Origin of the sequence: Mycolicibacterium anyangense (assembly GCF_010731855.1) — a bacterium.
Lineage (GTDB): Bacteria > Actinomycetota > Actinomycetes > Mycobacteriales > Mycobacteriaceae > Mycobacterium > Mycobacterium anyangense.
Map to the genome: position 1 here is coordinate 831,955 of NZ_AP022620.1, position 17,433 is coordinate 849,387.

General features: G+C 64.1%; 18 protein-coding genes. 11 read left to right on the top strand and 7 right to left on the bottom strand.

All coding sequences use genetic code 11. The features are described from left to right. The first annotated feature begins 55 nt into the window (after positions 1-55). The 5 genes from G6N35_RS03925 to G6N35_RS03945 all read left to right on the top strand — a co-directional run bounded on the left by G6N35_RS03925 (position 56) and on the right by G6N35_RS03945 (position 4,573). A complete protein-coding gene (locus G6N35_RS03925; RefSeq protein WP_163803060.1) occupies positions 56-211 on the top strand; it encodes a hypothetical protein in 156 nt (51 codons plus the stop codon). Between the two features lie 651 nt (positions 212-862). After that, the gene (locus G6N35_RS03930; RefSeq protein WP_163803061.1) at positions 863-1,531 is read left to right on the top strand and encodes an NUDIX hydrolase; all 669 of its coding nucleotides are present in this window, start codon (positions 863-865) and stop codon (positions 1,529-1,531) included. An 84-nt stretch (positions 1,532-1,615) separates the two neighbouring features. After that, a complete protein-coding gene (locus G6N35_RS03935) occupies positions 1,616-2,083 on the top strand; it encodes a Zn-ribbon domain-containing OB-fold protein (RefSeq protein ID WP_163803062.1) in 468 nt (155 codons plus the stop codon). Continuing rightward, positions 2,080-3,249 carry a thiolase C-terminal domain-containing protein gene (locus G6N35_RS03940; RefSeq protein ID WP_246224197.1) on the top strand — a complete coding sequence of 390 codons (1,170 nt, stop codon included), beginning with the start codon at positions 2,080-2,082 and terminating at the stop codon, positions 3,247-3,249. Before G6N35_RS03935 ends, G6N35_RS03940 begins: the two co-directional genes overlap by 4 nt. A gap of 55 nt (positions 3,250-3,304) precedes the next feature. Then, positions 3,305-4,573, top strand: coding sequence for an acetyl-CoA C-acetyltransferase (locus G6N35_RS03945; protein ID WP_163803063.1), 1,269 nt, complete (start codon positions 3,305-3,307; stop codon positions 4,571-4,573). A gap of 7 nt (positions 4,574-4,580) precedes the next feature. Here G6N35_RS03945 and G6N35_RS03950 read toward each other — a convergent pair whose 3' ends face one another. Both G6N35_RS03950 and G6N35_RS03955 read right to left on the bottom strand, forming a co-directional pair. After that, positions 4,581-5,591 carry a phosphotransferase family protein gene (locus tag G6N35_RS03950; protein WP_163803064.1) on the bottom strand — a complete coding sequence of 337 codons (1,011 nt, stop codon included), beginning with the start codon at positions 5,589-5,591 and terminating at the stop codon, positions 4,581-4,583. Continuing rightward, entirely contained in the window at positions 5,588-6,793 is a 1,206-nt protein-coding gene (locus G6N35_RS03955) for an acyl-CoA dehydrogenase family protein (RefSeq protein ID WP_163803065.1), read from the bottom strand. Before G6N35_RS03955 ends, G6N35_RS03950 begins: the two co-directional genes overlap by 4 nt. 101 nt (positions 6,794-6,894) lie before the next feature. On the opposite strand from G6N35_RS03955, the gene G6N35_RS03960 reads away from it, so the two are divergent. Together G6N35_RS03960 and G6N35_RS03965 are read left to right on the top strand one after the other, a co-directional pair. Further along, the gene (locus G6N35_RS03960) at positions 6,895-7,809 is read left to right on the top strand and encodes a TetR-type transcription factor C-terminal domain-containing protein (RefSeq protein WP_246224198.1); all 915 of its coding nucleotides are present in this window, start codon (positions 6,895-6,897) and stop codon (positions 7,807-7,809) included. Next, positions 7,803-8,138 (top strand): SDR family NAD(P)-dependent oxidoreductase, encoded by a 336-nt coding sequence (locus tag G6N35_RS03965; RefSeq protein WP_163803067.1) that lies wholly within the window; start codon positions 7,803-7,805, stop codon positions 8,136-8,138. Before G6N35_RS03960 ends, G6N35_RS03965 begins: the two co-directional genes overlap by 7 nt. Before the next feature lie 121 nt (positions 8,139-8,259). Here the strand turns inward: G6N35_RS03965 and G6N35_RS03970 are convergent, their stop codons facing one another. Continuing rightward, complete coding sequence (locus G6N35_RS03970; protein WP_163803068.1) at positions 8,260-8,454, bottom strand: ferredoxin; 195 nt, start codon at positions 8,452-8,454, stop codon at positions 8,260-8,262. Positions 8,455-8,511: 57 nt separating this feature from the next. Further along, positions 8,512-9,786 carry an acyl-CoA dehydrogenase family protein gene (locus G6N35_RS03975; RefSeq protein ID WP_163803069.1) on the bottom strand — a complete coding sequence of 425 codons (1,275 nt, stop codon included), beginning with the start codon at positions 9,784-9,786 and terminating at the stop codon, positions 8,512-8,514. A 135-nt stretch (positions 9,787-9,921) separates the two neighbouring features. Here G6N35_RS03975 and G6N35_RS03980 point away from each other — a divergent pair, with 135 nt between their 5' ends. Continuing rightward, positions 9,922-11,043 carry an amidohydrolase family protein gene (locus tag G6N35_RS03980; protein WP_163803070.1) on the top strand — a complete coding sequence of 374 codons (1,122 nt, stop codon included), beginning with the start codon at positions 9,922-9,924 and terminating at the stop codon, positions 11,041-11,043. 59 nt (positions 11,044-11,102) lie between these two features. Here the strand turns inward: G6N35_RS03980 and G6N35_RS03985 are convergent, their stop codons facing one another. Further along, a complete protein-coding gene (locus G6N35_RS03985) occupies positions 11,103-11,993 on the bottom strand; it encodes an SDR family NAD(P)-dependent oxidoreductase (protein ID WP_163803071.1) in 891 nt (296 codons plus the stop codon). 161 nt (positions 11,994-12,154) lie between these two features. On the opposite strand from G6N35_RS03985, the gene G6N35_RS03990 reads away from it, so the two are divergent. The 3 genes from G6N35_RS03990 to G6N35_RS04000 all read left to right on the top strand — a co-directional run bounded on the left by G6N35_RS03990 (position 12,155) and on the right by G6N35_RS04000 (position 15,044). Next, entirely contained in the window at positions 12,155-13,354 is a 1,200-nt protein-coding gene (locus G6N35_RS03990; RefSeq protein ID WP_163803072.1) for a cytochrome P450, read from the top strand. A 245-nt stretch (positions 13,355-13,599) separates the two neighbouring features. Further along, a complete protein-coding gene (locus G6N35_RS03995) occupies positions 13,600-14,130 on the top strand; it encodes an NUDIX domain-containing protein (RefSeq protein WP_163803073.1) in 531 nt (176 codons plus the stop codon). After that, positions 14,130-15,044 (top strand): alpha/beta fold hydrolase, encoded by a 915-nt coding sequence (locus tag G6N35_RS04000; RefSeq protein ID WP_163803074.1) that lies wholly within the window; start codon positions 14,130-14,132, stop codon positions 15,042-15,044. Before G6N35_RS03995 ends, G6N35_RS04000 begins: the two co-directional genes overlap by 1 nt. Before the next feature lie 55 nt (positions 15,045-15,099). On the opposite strand, the gene G6N35_RS04005 is transcribed toward G6N35_RS04000, so the two are convergent. Both G6N35_RS04005 and G6N35_RS04010 read right to left on the bottom strand, forming a co-directional pair. Continuing rightward, positions 15,100-16,119 (bottom strand): zinc-binding dehydrogenase, encoded by a 1,020-nt coding sequence (locus G6N35_RS04005; protein WP_163803075.1) that lies wholly within the window; start codon positions 16,117-16,119, stop codon positions 15,100-15,102. 75 nt (positions 16,120-16,194) lie between these two features. Next, entirely contained in the window at positions 16,195-17,433 is a 1,239-nt protein-coding gene (locus G6N35_RS04010; protein ID WP_163803076.1) for an acyl-CoA dehydrogenase family protein, read from the bottom strand.

A 17,433-nucleotide genomic window follows, 5' to 3' on the forward strand; every position in this document is an offset into this window, starting at 1 on the left:
GAGCGGCGTCCATACTTGCCGGACCCGAGGTTCACGGCGAAGGGCGGAGGTCGTGATGCTGTCACGGATCTGGTTTGGTCGGCGTTTCCGGCACGCGGGCACCGATGCTGAATCGGCTCACGTCGTTGCCTCCGGGCACCGCCTGGTGTGGCGGCCGGTCTGGCAGTACCAGTCCGGCCAGCGGCCGACCGGCTGGTGGCGGGCGTTGTGATCGGGTAACCGCTGGCGCACGAACCCCGTCTAATGAGATAGATCATTCAGGCGTATAGCCCCGACTAGGTGTGCGAGACTCCGAACATCGGATCAATCACGTTCGGAGGAGCCAGCCGTGTCGATCATGGGCCGCGGATCCTCAGACTCTGAGGCTCCCCCCTTCGGCAGTGTCGCGCTACCGAGCTGTGTGGTCACCCTGCTGGCGCCGGGATGCATCGCTGACGACGCTGCACGCATCGAATGCCCGGTCTTTGTCGGGGCCGGTGAGCGTGACACGCTGCCGGTGCCCCACCACGAGCCTGCCGCTTACGAAAAGTCTTCCGATGTAACAGTGTTCGTGGCCCCCCGGATGGCGCACATGCACAACTTCGCGTCGACTCGGGCGATGCTGTGGGACCGGCTCGCTGGGTGGGCGGCCGCTGTGTGACATGAAGAGGTGACTCGGATCCGCCGGGTCGTCGTTGATCGGCAGGGCATCGCGTGGGTCTCGGTTTTACGTTGTATAGTCATGCCGGGGTATCCGGCGGATGCCGCCCTGGACGTTGCTGTCCTGACCCGAGCGAGGTAGATGAGCGTGACACACCGAGGTCCCTCGATCCCGCAGGCTTGGCAGCGCACCGACAACCCTGGGGGAGAACCCCCACCGGAGATGCCCGCGGCAACAGCTGTTCTGGCGCGCGACGGGCAGTTGGGTCTTGAGGTCTTGTTGCTCAGGCGTGCCGCTACCACGTCGTTCGCCGCTGGTGCATGGGTGTTTCCCGGCGGCCGGGTGGAACCGGGTGATGTCGAGGACACGGAGAACGATAACCCCGACGCATTTGGTCTCGCGGCTGCGCGCCGGGCTGCCGTGCGGGAGACCGCTGAAGAAGCGGGCGTCTTCGTCGATGCTGACGATCTGCAACCTATTGCACACTGGACCCCGGGACCCGAAGCGCCCAAACGGTTTTCAACCTGGACCCTGTTTGGCCGCGTCGAGCTGTCCACCCAGGTGCAGATCGACGGCGGGGAGATCGTCGACCATCGGTGGATCGCACCGACACGGGCGCTCGACGAACACCGTTGCGGCGCGATCGCCATGATGCCACCCACCTGGATGACATTGCACACGTTGTCGAAGTACGGGAGTTACGCCGCGGCTGCCGCGGGCCTGGCTGCGGCGCCGGTGGAGAGATTTGTCAGCAGGGTCGCGGTAAGCGGCGCGTGCCGGGTGATTCTGTGGGACGGCGATGCCGGGTATCACTCCGGGGATGGCGAGGCGTCAGGTGCGCGCCACCGGCTGTATCTCGACGACGGTGGGTGGCGGTACGAGCGGACATGACGCCAAATATCGGGGCGCCGTGCCGGCGGACCCGCAGAGTTCAGTGGACGGTCGAAGATTCGGAATTCGATGAGGAATGGTGCGATGCCAACACAGCGGGATGTCACGGACGTCGATGATTCGGAGTTGGTGCTCCGTTTCCCCGGCGAAGCGATCACACACGACAACAAGGCCCACTATCGTGGCCGGCTGCAGCACCGCCTCCTGATCAATCGATGCGCCGATTGCGGGACGTGGCATCATCCGCCCAAGCCGCTATGTCCCCAATGCTGGTCTGGAAACGTCGAGCCGACTGAAGTCAGCGGCGCGGGCGTCATCCACCTCACGGTGATCCTCCATCAGGGACCGCCCGCGGAGGGGGTTGACTACTCGACCCCGTATCCGGTTGTTGCGGTGGATCTCGATGACGCGCCAGGGGCCCGTTTCACCGCTGCCGTGGTCGGCGCGCAGAACTGCGACGTCACCATCGGGCGCAGGGTGAAACTGGATTGGGCTACCCGCGCAGGAAGCCCGATGCCGGTATTTCGGATCGAGTCCGAGGAGAAGGTGTGAGCACGACAAACCCTTTGCGGCACAAGGTTGCAATCGCCGGTGCTGCGAGCACGGGATTCACCGCTGCCAATACGCCGATGTCTCAGACCGCATTGGCCGCCCGGGCCTGTGTCGAGGTGATACGGCAATGCGGGCTCACCGCCGACGACATCGACGGGATCTGCGGATCCACTCCGTCGTCAGCCGAACTGCAAGCAGCGCTGGGCATTCCCCGTGCCACTTGGGTGGCGAGCCCGTTCATCCCGTTCGGCAATCACGTCGCGGCCGCCGTCTCGGCCGTCTACAGCGGCCTGGCCGAGGTGGTCCTGGTGTATCACGCTGCCTATCGGCTGGCGTGGAACACCGCGTCGTCGTTGAAGGACCCCTTCCGCCGGATCGCCACCCCGGGATTGACGGAACCGCACCCCGGTCCGGAGACGATGGCCGCTTCGGTGGGATACACGGCGTGGGCGTCGCGGTACATCCACGAATATGGCGCTGGCAAAGAGGATTTCGGTTTGGTCGCCATCAATGACCGATCCAACGCAGCGATGAACCCGCTGGCCGCTATCCACAAGCCCATCACCATGGACGACTACTTCGCAGCACGGATGATCCGGGAGCCGCTGTGCCTGCTGGACATGGATCTGCCGGTCGACGGTGCAGACGCATTCATCGTCACCAGTGCTGAGCGCGCACGCGACCTACCGCTGCCGCCGGTCCTGGTGGATGCCGTGGTGCTCGGCCAGGTCGGCCGCAACGAAGAGGACCAGATCGCCGGCCTCGGTGAGCACGGCCAGCAGGTCGTGGTCGATGCACTGAAGGCCAAGAGCGAATTCTGGATCGACGACGTCGATGTCTATCTCCCCTACGACGGGTTCACCATCCTGACTTTGTCCTGGATCGAGAACGCAGGCTGGTGTGGCCGCGGGGAAGCGGGTGACTTCCTGCGGCAGCATTGGGACCCGAAGACCAATCGGGTATTGATCGATGGTCGGGTTCCGATGAACCCGCACGGAGGATCTCTCTCCGAGGGCGCCACGCAGGGCTCCGGTCACGTGCGCGAGGCGGTCCACCAGTTGCAGGGGCTGGCTGGCGAACGTCAGGTGGCCGATGCCCAGCGCGCCTTGGTGACACCAGGTGGGTTCTTCTTCAACGCGCAGGGCATCACGCTGACCCGCGGCTGATCGTTCAGCTCACCCGCGCTATCCATGACAATGTCGATGGAAGCAGGTCAGATCAGTGGTTGACGCACCCCAAGCCGTCATTGTCGCGGCAGCCCGGACCCCGATCGGCAGAGCTTTCAAGGGCTCGCTGAATTCGGTTCGCGCCGATGACTTGTGCGCTGCGGCGGTGCAGGCCGCGATGGCGCAGGTTCCACAGCTTGGCCCAGGGGACCTCGACGACCTCATGGTGGGTTGTGGCGCACCAGGCGGTGAACAGGGCTTCAACATGGCGCGAGTAATCGCCCTGCTGCTTGGTTGGGACTCGGTGCCGGGAACCACAGTGACGCGGTACTGCGCATCGAGTCTGCAAACCATCCGGATGGCTTTCCATGCCATTCGCTCTGGTGAGGGGCATGCCCTCGTGGCCGCCGGCGTGGAGACGGTGAGCCGATCACGGCGGGGCACCAGCGACAGTCCGCCGGTTGACGAGGGTGCCGATCCGCGCGACCGCTCGAAGAATCCGTGGGTCAATCCCAAATTCGCAGCCGCACAGCAGATTACCCGCGAACGTGCCCAGGCGGGTACGGGTCCGTGGCTCGACCCGCGGACCGCGGGACATCTGCCCGATGTGTACATCGCGATGGGTCAGACCGCCGAGAACGTCGCGCAGATCGACGGCATCACACGTCGTGACCAGGACGAGTTCGCGGCACGGTCTCAGCAGCTGGCCGAGGCTGCGGCAATGAACGGGTTCTGGGCGCGGGAAATCACTCCCTATCGAGTCGATGAGTCGACGCTGGTGGACCGTGACGACTGTCCGCGACCGGGGACCACGGTGGACGGCCTTGCCGGATTGAAGCCGGTGTTTCGCCCAGACGGGACTGTGACCGCCGGAAACGCCTGTCCGCTCAACGACGGTGCAGCCGCGGTGGTCGTGACCAGCGATGTATTGGCCCGAAGGTTGGGTATCACGCCTCTGGCACGTGTCGTGTCGACGGGTGTCACCGGTCTTTCGCCGGAGATCATGGGCCTGGGACCGGTCGAGGCCACCAGACGAGCATTGGCCAACGCCGGGTTGGCTGTATCGGATATCGACCAGTTCGAGATCAACGAGGCGTTCGCTGCGCAGGTGCTGGCCAGTATTCGACGCTTAGGTCTGGATCCCGACAAGGTCAACGTCAACGGTGGCGCCATCGCGGTCGGGCATCCGTTCGGGATGACCGGAGCACGCATTGCCACGACCTTGATCAATTCACTGCGTTGGCATGACGCCCAGTTCGGCATGGAGACGATGTGTGTGGGCGGCGGTCAGGGCATGGCGCTGGTGCTTGAACGGCTGAGCTGAGCAGCGGTTAGCCCAGAGCTCTCAGGCCGTGTGCGACGAACTCCGGAACCGTTGCTCCGGCGTCGAGTTGGCCGGCGCCCGCCTCGGCACCGTGACGGGCCCGGTGCGCGATGCCCTCAGCGATCACTGCGATCTTGAGGCAGGCCAGGCCGATGTAGAACCCCCAATCGGAAAGGTCGCGCCCGGAGACGTGAGCGTATCGCTCTGCGATGGCGTCTGCGGTGGGTAAGCGGGGGCTGGTCCAGGCCGCAGCAGTGCCGATCACTGCGTCGAATTCGGGCATCCGGTAGACACACATCAGGGCCAGGTCAGTCAGAGGGTCACCGAGTGTCGACATCTCCCAATCGAGGACAGCGCGGACCGTCGACACGGCCGCTGGGTCGAGGATCGTGTTGTCCACCCGGAAGTCACCGTGGATGACCGACGAGGTGCTGTGCGAGGGGACGCGGTCGGCCAGTCGGTTGGCCAGCGTGTCGAGGTCGGCGATCTCGCGGGACTTCACCCGCTCCCACTGTCGTACCCACAAGGCCACCTGCCGGCTGGTGAAACCGTCTGGGCGGCCGAAGGTTTCCAGCCCCACCGACGTGTAGTCGACGGAGTGGATCGAGACCAGGCAGTCGACCAGGGTGTCGGTCAGGCTGCTGATCTTGTCGTCGGTCAGGCCGCTCAGGTCGTCTTGACTGCGAATCACGGTCCCGTCGACAAACTCCACGATGCTGACCGGTACGCCCAGTGCCGAACCGTCAGGGTCACAGGCCACCGCCGCTGCAATGGGCACCACGGTACCGCTCAGCGCCTTGGTGACGGTGAATTCGCGGGCGACGTCATGTGCTGACGGGGTGAGGCCGCCAAGGGGCGGTTGTCTCATCACCCAAGTCGAGACCCCGTCGGAGACCTTGTGGGTCAGGTTGGATCGTCCACCACTGATGAAGTCAGCGTGCAGATCGCCGGCAACGTCAACGCCGTTGTCGCAGAGGAACTGTCGCAGGGTAGCAAGGCTCACGCCGCCGGCGCTCATCGGGCCTGCACCGCGTTGCGGGCAGCCCGCACCCGCCGCTTGGCCAGCGCCCAGCGGTGGACCTCGGAAGGGCCGTCGTAGACGCGGAACGGCCGAACCTCCCGGAGCAACCGGGCAATCGGAAGGTCCTCCGAGACACCCATGCCGCCACACATCTGTACCGAGCGGTCGACGATGCGGTAGATGGCCTCGGCGGCAAAAGTTTTCGCAATTGACGTCGACTCCGCTGCGGCATCCCCCTGGTCGAGTTCCCAGCACGCTCTCACCAGCAGAGCACGGGTGGCAGCGATATCGATCTCGTTGTCGGCGATCATCTGCTGGATCATGCCCAGATCGCCCAGGCGCGCACCGAACGCCTCGCGATTGGCGACATAGTCCAGCGCGACATCGTGGGCTCGGCGCGCGGCACCCAGCCACCGCATCACATGGGTCATGCGTGCCGGTCCCAACCTCACCTGTGCATAGCTGAAGCCCTGGTCGACCTCGCCGAGTACCGCATCCGCACCGACCAGGACGCCGTCGAACTTCACCTCGCAGTGTCCGCCCAGCATCGAATGATCCAGAGTGGCGATGTGGCGCCCGACGGAGAGGCCGGGCGTCTGCGCGGGTACCAGGAACATCGTCGCTCCGCCGCGTTGACCGGGTTCGCCGGAGGTACGGGCCATCACGATGAAGAATGCCGCGCCATCGGCTCCGGTGATGAACCATTTGTGTCCGGTGATCCGCCAGCGATCGCCGGTCCATTCGGCTCGGGTACGCAGCGCCGCCGGGTCCGAGCCGGCCCCCGGAGCCGGCTCGGTCATCGCGAAGGCGGAGCGCACCGCACCGGTGGCCAGTGGGGCCAGAAACTCCGCTCGTTGTGCGGCGCTGGCCACGTGCGCCAGCAGATGCACGTTCCCTTCGTCTGGCGCAGCGATATTGAGCGCGGTCGGGCCGAACACCGAATAGCCGGCCGCTTCGAAGACAGGCGAGCGATCCGACATATTCAGGCCGAGTCCGCCGTACTCGACGGGGGCGTGTGGTGCAAACACGCCGGCAGCCTTCGCCGCGTCCTGGAGCTCGCGCCGGATCGCGTCACCGCCTGCGGCGCTGATATCGCCGTGGTATCGGTCGTCGATCGGAAGCACGGTCGTGGACACGAACTGCTCCGTGCGCTCGACCAGGTCCATGACGTCCTGCCGATAGGACAAGTTTACTGTCATGTGCTGCTCCAATGCTGTGTCCCGAGTGATCGCTCTGTATCCGCGAATTCTGCTGAGGCTGGCATATCGGCTATGTTTTGTTCAACAACAGCGCTTTAGCGGTGCGCATCGGCGACAAAACCGCAGGATCGAGGACCGGAATGTTCAGTATTTCTGAACAGCAGGCACCGTCGGTCGGGGTGGCGATGCGTGCCGCGCGCGTTCAGCGGGGCATGAGCCTGCGTGCGCTGGCGGCGCAGATGGGCGTGAGCGCGGCAACGCTCAGCGCGATCGAGAACGGTCGCACCGGTTTGTCCGTCCGGCGGTTGCAGCAGGTGGCGGCAGTCCTCGGCATCGCCCCGTCCCGATTGCTGAGCATGACCGCTGAGGAAGCTACGGCGATACCGGACCCCGGTGAGCCGGCCCAGTGGCGCAACTTTCCGCCCTTGACCATCGACCCGGTATTGCGAGGCGCCATCGACGCGTTCGTCGAGACCGGCTATCACGGGACCTCGATGCGGATGCTGGCGGCGCGCATAGGGGTCAGTGTGCCTGGGATTTATCACCACTACGCAGACAAGCAGCAACTGCTGGTGAGAATTCTGGACGTCACCATGAGTGAGTTGACGTGGCGAATCGAGTCGGCCCGCCGGGAAGCGTACGACGGGCGTAGCGAGGTGGCGCTCATCGTCGAAGCGCTGGCGTTGTTCCACACGCACCACCGCAAGCTGGCTTTCATCGGTGCCAGTGAAATGCGAAGCCTCGAGGGTCCCAACCGGCGAAGGATCACCGGCTTGCGCGACCGGGTTCAGTACACGCTCGACGAAGCCGTCGACCGCGGCATCGCCGACGGCAGCCTTCACACCTGTGAGCCACGTGCTGCGGCACGTGCCATCGCCACCATGTGTACCTCGCTGCCGCAGTGGTTCCGGGACGACGGTCCGCGCGGCGCCGAGGACATCGCGCAGGCGTACGTGAGCTTCGCGCTCGCGATGCTCTCCAACACCGACACCGGAAAAAGACCCCGAAAGTGTTGAATGACAGCGGTATTCAGAAGTCGGCAATCATCACCGGAGCCTCCCGTGGAATCGGCCTGGCGATCGCCGAGAAGCTCGCGGCTCAGGGCATGGCACTCACGATCTCGTCGCGCACCGCCGCGGACCTCGACGCGCTGGTGCCTCATCTTCGTGGGCTGGGTGCACATTCGGTGACACCGATCGCCGCTGACATGGCCGATCCGGATTCCGTCCCGGCGATCCTCGAGCGTCATCGCGAGGTCAATACCGACCTCAGCGCCCTCATCGTCAATGCCGGGGTGGGGTCCTCCGGCGATATCGCCGACTACGCCTTGCGCCGCACACCATGATTCCCGCCGACGACGTCGCCGCACTGGTCCACACGTTGGTGTCACTATCGCGGCGGACGACGCTCGGACCGATCGTGATGGCTCGCGCAGGGTCTGGCGGACATTGCGCCTGAGCGCAGACTCAGTCCTCTTCGAGGACGAGGGCGCCCTCCGGGCAGGCCTCCACACCGAGGCGAGTCAATTCTTCGTCATCAGGAGCGACCTCACGGTCCTGCAGGATCGAGTAACCGGAGTCGTCGAGGGGGAATAGCTCGTCGCTGATCGCATTGCACAGCGCATGGCCAGCGCAGCGAGAAGAATCGAGTCGGATCTTCATCGTTCACCTCTTCGTCGACGTGGGTGCATTCCGCGATACCGGCAGATCATTACATCATTACAGACCGAGGCGCTCCAACAGGCGCTCGTGCGACATCGCCGGGCCGCCGAACAGCAGATTGCCGGAGATCGCCCGGTGTTGCAAGGCAGTGGCTTCGGGGGAGGGGCCGAGTTTTTCGGCCACCTCCTCGCACACCGCGAGCGCCGCCGCGGACGCGCCGATATGGGCCATCGCGGCCCTCTCGGGCGTCGGCTTGTCGATCGCTGCTTGCCACAGTCCGAAGGCCTTCGCGTGAGCAATTGCCAGCTCGGTCAGATCGGCGTCGCTGTGACTGACCAGATGCCGGATAGCCCGCTCGATGACCCCCACCTGCTCGCCGGCAAGCGCGGTGGTCGCCCGCCCCAAGGCGTCGAACATGAACCGGCCGCCGGCGCCCTCGCGACCGAGGATGACAGCGGGTGTGTTGGACAAGCTGACTTCGAAGAGTGGCCTGCTCGTGTCCAGTACGGGATGCGGGGTCACCGCAACTCCGGGGGCGGTGCGTTCCACCGCGAACACCGATGGCCCGGCAATTGAGCGGCCGACGACCAGGATCACGTCAGCGGTGTCGGCGCCCGGTACGAAGTGCTTCAAGCCGTCCAGTCGCCAGCCGCCGTCGGTCGATGTCGCCTTCGTTCTGACCAGCACGGGGTCCCAGGAACCGGTATGTTCGGCGGCTGCCAGGGTGGCGTCAATTCCACCGTCGAGTAGGCGTTGTGCCAGTGCTGCGCCATGTTCGGACTTGGTGATGGTGTCGAGCATCTGCCAGGCCAATCCGAACGAGGCGAAGAAGTTCGAGTCGCTCAGGGTGTTGCCGTAGGCCCGCATGGCGACGGCCAGGCCGGTGGCGCCGCTGTCGGCGACCAGCTGGCGCCACTGGGTTTCCAGTGGGTACTCAATGGCCGATGCCTGCGTCGCGACGTAATCGACCGCGGCATCGGCGGTCGCCGCGCGGGCGTTCGCGGACGCCCGACTCAATGCTGCCGGATCGGCGGCGGCGTGAAGGTACCTCTCCCGCAGGGGATTTCCGGTGTCGGCGATCAGCTTGGGGCCCAGGACCGTAGCGGCGAAGTGGGCACCGGTGTGCAGCGCCTCGGCATACAGGGCTGCGCCGATTGCGGGGTCACGACACGTTCGTGCACTTTCCAGGTCGACGAGGAGGGCCGCCAGGTCACGGCGCAAAGCGCGGTCGTCCCACGTCCACGTCGATCGCATCAGTGCGAACAAGTCCTCGGCATTGAGTGCCGATTCCAGCGCAGCGTCGGTGACAGCGGTGGTCTGGATGGAAGTCACGAGTCGGCCTCCTGGCTCAGGGGTGGGAAATGTGACGAAGTTGTGCGCGCCTCCACAAACATTACACCGTATAGTGAGTGTCGATGGCGTCGGCCGGTGAGGGTCGACGAAAGGAGTCATAGGAAGGTCAGCGCAATGACACAGGTTGAACTGCAATCGGACACCGCGACACAGGACCGCCCGAAGATCTGGGCGCACTCCGGCGATTCGCACTTGATGGAGCCGGAGGATATCTGGACGTCAAGACTGCCCAAGGATCTGGCCGACCGGGCGCCCCGAACCGAGCGCGGCGAAAAGTACGAGATCGCCTACGTCGACGGTAAGCAGGTCACCCGCCAGCTCAACGACTTCATGGATGCCATGCGGCCGCCGGGATTCAAGGACCTGAAGATCCGGCTGCGCGACATGGATCAAGAGGGCGTTCGCTGCCAGCTCGCTTTCCCGTCATCCGGCTTCTGGACCGTCGAGATCGAGGACCCCGAGCTGGCCCGGCCCGTCGCGCGGGCGTGGAACGAATGGGCCATCGAAGATTTCATGGGCCAGCAGAACCGCATCCTGGCCCCTGCCGTCCTGCCGCTTCCCGAGCCTGCCGATGCGGTGAAGGAACTGGAATGGGCGGCCGAGCGTGGCTTCCAGGCCGTCTTCCTGCCTACTGGAACCCCAGAAGGGCGCGATTGGGGCCTGGAGATGTGGAATCCGTTGTGGGACGCAGCGGCTGCCCACGACATGGTGCTCGCGTTCCACATCGGGACGGGAACGGCGACGGTGGTGTACCGCGGCCCCGGCGGTGCCGTGGTGAACTACATGGAGACCACCTATCCGGGGATGCGGGTGGTGTCGCAACTGGTTGCCAGCGGTGCTCTTGATCGCCATCCCGACTTGAAAATGCTTGTCGCAGAGGGTGGTGCCGGTTGGGTGCCGGCCATTGGAGATCGCATGGACGAGGCGTATCGCCAGCATGGGATGTTCGTGCGTCCGCGGTTGGATCGGCTCCCGAGCGAGATCGTCCGCAGCCAGGTCTACACCTCGTTCCAGCACGACATCAGCGCGGTGCAGGTCATCGAGGACACCAACTACTACAACGTGATGTGGGGTGATGACTACCCGCACCTGGAGGGCACCTACGGTCACACGCAGGACACCCTGCATCAGGTCTTCGACGGTGTCGACGCGCGCATCAAGGACCGGGTGTTGCGCGGCACGTTCGAGGAGCTGTTCACGGTGCCTGCCACCGAAGATCTGACCGTCGCCTGCTGACACGCGACCAAACAGCAAGGGGGACAACCCGAATGGGTCGTCCCCCTTGCTGTTTTGGCTCAGCGGTTGATCTGCTCGCGGATGTCGTCGGGTAGGACCCCGGTGGTCATGTCGTCGGACTGTCCTAGATCGGTGGGGAAGATGATCGAGGTGCGGGAGAACTGCCCGCCGTCGGCCGAAGCGATGGTCTGTCCGGACATGTACGCCGACTCGTCGGAAACCAGGAAGAGTGCAAGGTAGGCGTTGTCGCGCAGCACCGGCGGGCGGTCGAGCCGTAGTGGCATCGCGCGGTTGTCGGGATTCCAGGGCGTCATCTCTTCGTAGGACTTGCCCAGGACCTCGCTGTCCGGTGTCATGGCGAAGTTCACTGACATGCCATGGGTCGGGCAGATCGCATTGGCCCGGATGCCGTACTTGCCGAGGTCCAATGCGACGGCTCTGGTCAAGCCATTGCCGGCGGCCTTGGACGCGGCATACATCGGGAAGCCGGGATAGGCGTTCAGTGATGCGGCGGAGGTGGTCGCCAGCAGCGCGCCGCGGGCGTTGTTGGTGACCATCCACTTGGCGGCATGCTTCCAGGCCAGGTAGATACCGGTGACGTTGACCGCAAAAATGTTGTCCCAGTCCTCAAGGCTCGAGTCCACGAAGCCCTGCATGCCGAAACCGGGTTCGGGGATGCCGGCATTCGCCCACATCACGTCGATTCGGCCGTAGGCGGCGACCGTCTCGGTGACGAGTCGCTGCATGTCGGCGTCATTGCGCACATCGGCATCGACGGCGATCGCCGTGCCGCCGGCCGCGACGACCTCGTCTGCGACCGCCTTGGCTCGCCCGGGGACGATATCGCTGGTGACGACCGTCGCTCCTTCGGAGGCGAACAGCAGGGCCGATTCTCGGCCCAGTCCCGAACCCGAGCCGGTGATAGCGATGACCTTGTCCTTCAGTCGCATGTGCGACCTCCTTCTCTGGTGTCACGATGATTCACTCCGCCGGAATTATGGGTAAATCATCTTCCTGTATTGAATACCAGACGACCCGGCTGCTACTGTGCGATAAGTCACGTTACTACGTAAAAGTGTGGCCACACCAGCGACCCGACAGTGAGGTAGTGATGACTCAAGCCACCCGATTCGATCCCCGGTTCGCCCCCTTGACCCTGCAGGTCAAGGACATGGCCGAACCGCAGCCGATCTACTATCAGAAGGCTGCCGAAGTCCGCGCCGAGCGGGTCGAGGGCGTGGTGACGCTCTACCGACTCGAGGACATCGTGGCGGTCAACCGTCACCCCGCGATCCTGGGTGCCGGTGGACGGGGCGGGTCGTTCGGCCACGAGGGCAAGTTGATCCCGTTGGAGATCGATGGTGAGGGTCACCGCAAGTGGCGGCGTCTGCTCGATCCGATCTTCGCGCCGAAGAAGATCGCCTTCCTCGAAGATCAGATTCGCACCCTGGCCCGGGAACTGATCTCACAGTTCAAAGAATCCGGCCATACCGAGTTGCACGATTCGTACTGTGTGCCGTTGCCGTGCTTGACGTTTCTGCGGCTGTTCGGTGCACCGGTGGAGGATCTGGACTTCTTCGTGGAGTTCAAGGACGGCGTGATTCACCCGCAGGGCGAGACCATGGAAGAGGCCGAGGCCAACATGATGGTCTCGGCGGCGAAGATCTACGAATACTTCGCGACATTCCTGGCGCAGCGAAGGGCAGAGACGGAGCAGAAGCCGGACATCATCTCGACGTTGCTGCACTCCGAGGTGGACGGCAAGCCGTTGACCGACGAGGAATTGGTCAACATCATGTTCCTCTTCATGTTCGCCGGGCTGGATACGGTGACGTCGTCCATGTCCTGCATCTATGCCTGGCTTGCCCAACACCCCCAGGAGCGTGACCGGCTCGCTGCCGATCATTCGCTGATCCCCGCGGCCATCGAAGAACTGATGCGGTACGAATCGCCGGTCCCGGCCGGAATGCGCTATGCAGAAGAAGATATCGATCTCGGTGATGGCTTGGTGATTCGTTCAGGCGAAGCTATTCACGCGGTCTGGGCGGCGGCCAATGTCGATCCGACCGCATTCGAGGATCCCTTGACGGTGAAGCTCGATCGCGGCCGCACCAACCACATCGTGTTCGCCAGCGGCACCCATCGGTGCCTGGGCTCCCATCTGGCTCGACTGGAACTTCGCCTCGCTACCGAAGAACTGCTCGCGGCCATACCCGATCTCGAGGTCGATTCCGCTGAGCCGCTGGAATACAACAACTCGGCAGTGCGGGCCGCCCTCAAGCTGCCGGTGAAGTTCACCCCGTCAGCCTGAGTGCTCATCAGAGCGATGTCCGCTGTTGCTTGTGACAACGCACGCGCGAGCAGTTGGCCCACCGTCCTGACCGACGGCACCAACGTTGCAATGGAATGGATGTGACGACGACTCTAGGCAATCCGGGCCCGAGATCGACTGCATTGCCGGATTGGTTGTCCAGCCGGCCGGCGGATCGGCGGTTATGGCGTTCAGACCTGTTGGCAGGTCTAAAGACTCACTCAGGCCGCTTCATCTACCCACCGTTGACAGCATCGTCGCGCGATGCATCAGTTCTCATCGCCGTCCACGAAGCTCAAAGCACCGGTCTCGAAGTGGTTCTGATCAAGCGTGCGGCTGACATCGGCACGCACCGTGGCGATATCGCCTTTCCGGGCGGCAGCGTGGATCAGGGGGAGGGCCGCAGAGCGGCAGCGCTTCGAGAGGCTGAGGAAGAATGCGGTATCTCGCCCGATACGGTGACCATCGTTGCAGAGCTGAGCAACCATCCGACGATCGACGGGATGAACATCTGGCCCTATGTTGCGACGGTGAGTAGCCTGCCTAGCGCGACCCACCGCTGCATCGAGGTTCAATATGTGATCGTGAAGCCACTGTCGGAGCTCGTTGCCGACGGGGCATGGTCCCGAAGGCCCTGGGCCGGCAATCCATCAGTCGTCTTGGACTACTTCGATATCGATGGCACATCGGCCTGGGGGACCACCGGCACGTTGTTGCGCGAGCTCTTGGAGATCTGCGTGGCCGGACGGATGACACTGAGCAGCGAGGTGACCTGATGCAGGACAGCTACGACGAATTCGGCTTCTTGACTGAAATCTCCTCCGAAGTTGGGTTTGCCGGACCGCTGCCCCGTGTAACTCGGGTGAGGTGCACGATGCCGGACGGCACGTCCGTGAGCGGCATCCAGTGGGGTGAGGACCCGCAGCTGGCCTTTCTCCATGGCGGTGGCCAGAACGCTCACACGTGGGACTCCGTCATCATGGCATTGGGTGTCTCCGCGCTCGCCGTCGACCTTCCGGGACATGGACATTCGGATTGGCGCCCGGACCGCGACTACTGGCCTGTTCGCAGCGCAGACGCCGTCTCCCGAATCATCGCTGAATACGCGCCCAATGCCGCTGGAGTGGTCGGGATGTCGCTAGGTGGGCTGACAACGATCAGGCTGGCCGCGACGAACCCGGAGCTGGTTCGGCGCTCGGTCATCATCGATGTCACCCCATCGGTGTTCGCTCGGCAGGCCGAGATGACGACCGCGCAGCGCGGTACGACGGCGCTGGTTTCTGGGCCAAGAGTCTTTGAGAGCCTGGCGAATATGGTCGCCGCTGCCACAGCGAGGGCGCCGCACCGCAGCGAGGTGAGCATCCGTCGCGGGGTGCGGCACAACGCCAAGATGTCGAGCGACGGTAAGTGGACCTGGCGTTACGACGACCTTGATCCGGCGGGGGAGGGCCCACCAGATTTCTCCGGACTCTGGCTGGATCTGGACGCGGCCACCACGCCGATTGCACTTGTGGTGGGCGGGAATTCGGCATTCGTCGCCGAGGAGGACTGCAAGGAGTTCGCGCGCCGGCGCCCCGATGCTCTGATCGTGACGATCGACGGCGCGGGTCACTCGGTGCAAAGCGATCAACCGGTCGCGCTTGCACGGTTTCTCCGGTCCTTCCTCTTCGCTAGCGAAGAAGGCGACTGATTACCTGGCCGGACGGTGCGGGCGCAACGCAGCGACTCTGCGGTCAGTCAAGGTGTCAGGGCGTCACAAGGACTTTGCACTGCCGTGTGGGATCGGTCAGCTCGGTGAAAGACCGGTTGATCTTGCTGAGATCGACGACATCGGTGATCATCGGTGCCACATCGACCGTGCCGTCCGAAATCAGCCGCAGCGCTTCGGCGAATTCCTGGGGTGCGTATCCGTTGGCGAACGTCAATACCAGTTCTTTCGAGGCTGCATAGATCATGTGCAGGGTGTCAGCCTGCATGCACACGCCCGCAACGACGATTTTGCTACCCCGGGGTGCGAGGCGCATTGCCTCGTCGAGCACTCCGGGCGCTCCGGCTGCCTCGATGGTGACGCCGGGAACCACGATGTCGAACGGTGAGGCCACCGCCGGATCGACGGCGTGGTGGGCGCCCATCGATATGGCTACGGCTCGCCGCAGTGGCGATGGATCCGCCGCGATGATCGATTCGAACCCGCGCGCCCGCAATACGGCGATGATCGCCAGTCCCACTCCGCCGCATCCCAGGACGACGACCGCCTCACCGGGGCGGGGCGCGGCCCTGTTCACCGAATGAATTCCTACCGCAATAGGTTCCGTAACAGCGGCAGTCGTGGCCTTCACGCCGGAGGGCACCGGAATCATCAGATCAGCGGTGAGTAGCATGCGCTCACCGAAGCCACATGCCGCAGAGTTGCTGTATACCAGCGGTTCGATTCCAGAATTGGTCAACAACGCGGGCATCGAGGTGACATAGGTACCGGGTGCGGGCCCCGTGGTCCCGGGCCCGTAATCGAGTACTTCTGCGCAGAACTCGTGGCCCATGTAGACGTCACGGTCGAGGTCGACGGCGAGCTTGGCAAACGGGGCATCACCGCCGATGGTCTTGGCGACGGCGACCATTTCCTCTGCGTGCGCGGAGAACTGAAGATCCGAGCCGCAGATACCACACGCCTTGACTTCGACGAGGGCTTGGCCGGGGCCCGGGACCGGTTCCGCAACGTCATCGATCACTGCCATTGCGCCGTTGCGCAGAACTGCTGCACGCATCTCGTCTCACTTCCCAACTGTGGTGACCCGAACGTTCGTTGTCGCGACGCCCTGAGTCTGCTTGTGTCTGCTGGATCAGAACAGGTCGCCGCCGGCTGCCCTGGCCGTGGTTCCGGTGGCCTCGAACGCCTTGATCACGCTGCGCCCCACCGTCCAGCGGTGTACTTCGTCGGGTCCGTCGACGATCCGGTTCATCCGTGCTTCCGCGAGCCAGGCAGCCAGGGGGAGATCGTGGGAGTATCCGAGTGATCCGTGAATCTGCAGAGCGGTGTCGATGATCTCGATGAGCATGTTGGCGATATAGGTCTTGGCAATGGAGTTCTCGATCCGCAGATCAAGCCGGCGCTCCATCTTGTAGGCCAGGTGCAGGATCATCAGGCGGGTGATGTAGAGCTTCTCGGCGCAGTCGGAGAGCATCCACTGGATTCCCTGACGGTCGGCCACCCGCTTGCCGAATGTGACTCGCTCACAGGCTCGCGCCGCCGCCATATCGAGAGCCGCTTGGGCTTTGGCGACACTCCACATGCCGTGCCGCAACCGACCGTATCCAAGGCGGTGCTGACCCATGGCGAAACCCTGCCCGAGTCCACCGAGGATGTTCTCGTGGGGTACTACCAGGTCGTTGATTCGCACCTCGGCGTGACCCATCTGGACCTCGTCCCGATAGTGCGGAATGTCGCTCTCACCCATGATCGGGATATTGCGGACGATCTCGAAGCCGTCACTGGGCAGCTCGACCAGGAAGGTGGTGTACTGCTGATGGCGCGGAGCGTCGGGATCGGTCTTGGCCATCACCAGTGCCAGTTGTGAGATGGAAGCGCCTGAGGTGTACCACTTTTCACCGTTGAGAACCCAGTTGTCTCCCTCGCGGACGGCGGTGGTCTGCATACCCGTCGCGTCGGCGCCCGCCGCCTTTTCGGTCATGGCGAAGCACACTCGGATGTCACCGTTGACAAGCGGTACCAGGTAGCGCTGCTTCTGCTCCTCGGAGCCGTGTTCGATGAGGGTGAGCATGGTGGCGTCCTGCGGCCCCATGCAGTTCATCGCCCAGGCGCCAAGGTGACTGAACGATCGACCCACCTCGACCTGGACCACGGCATTGGCCAAGTGGCCCAGTCCCATTCCGCCGTACGCGACGGGGACAAATGGGCACCATAGACCCTCGGCGCGCGCCTTGTCCTGAACCTCGGCCACGATGTCGAAGAAGGGGCGGGTGCCAATCTGCGGCTCTGCCGGCAACACCACATCGTCGATGAACGAGGCGACCCGAGCGCGCAGCTGCTGGATCTCGTCGGGCATGTCGAAGTCGATCAT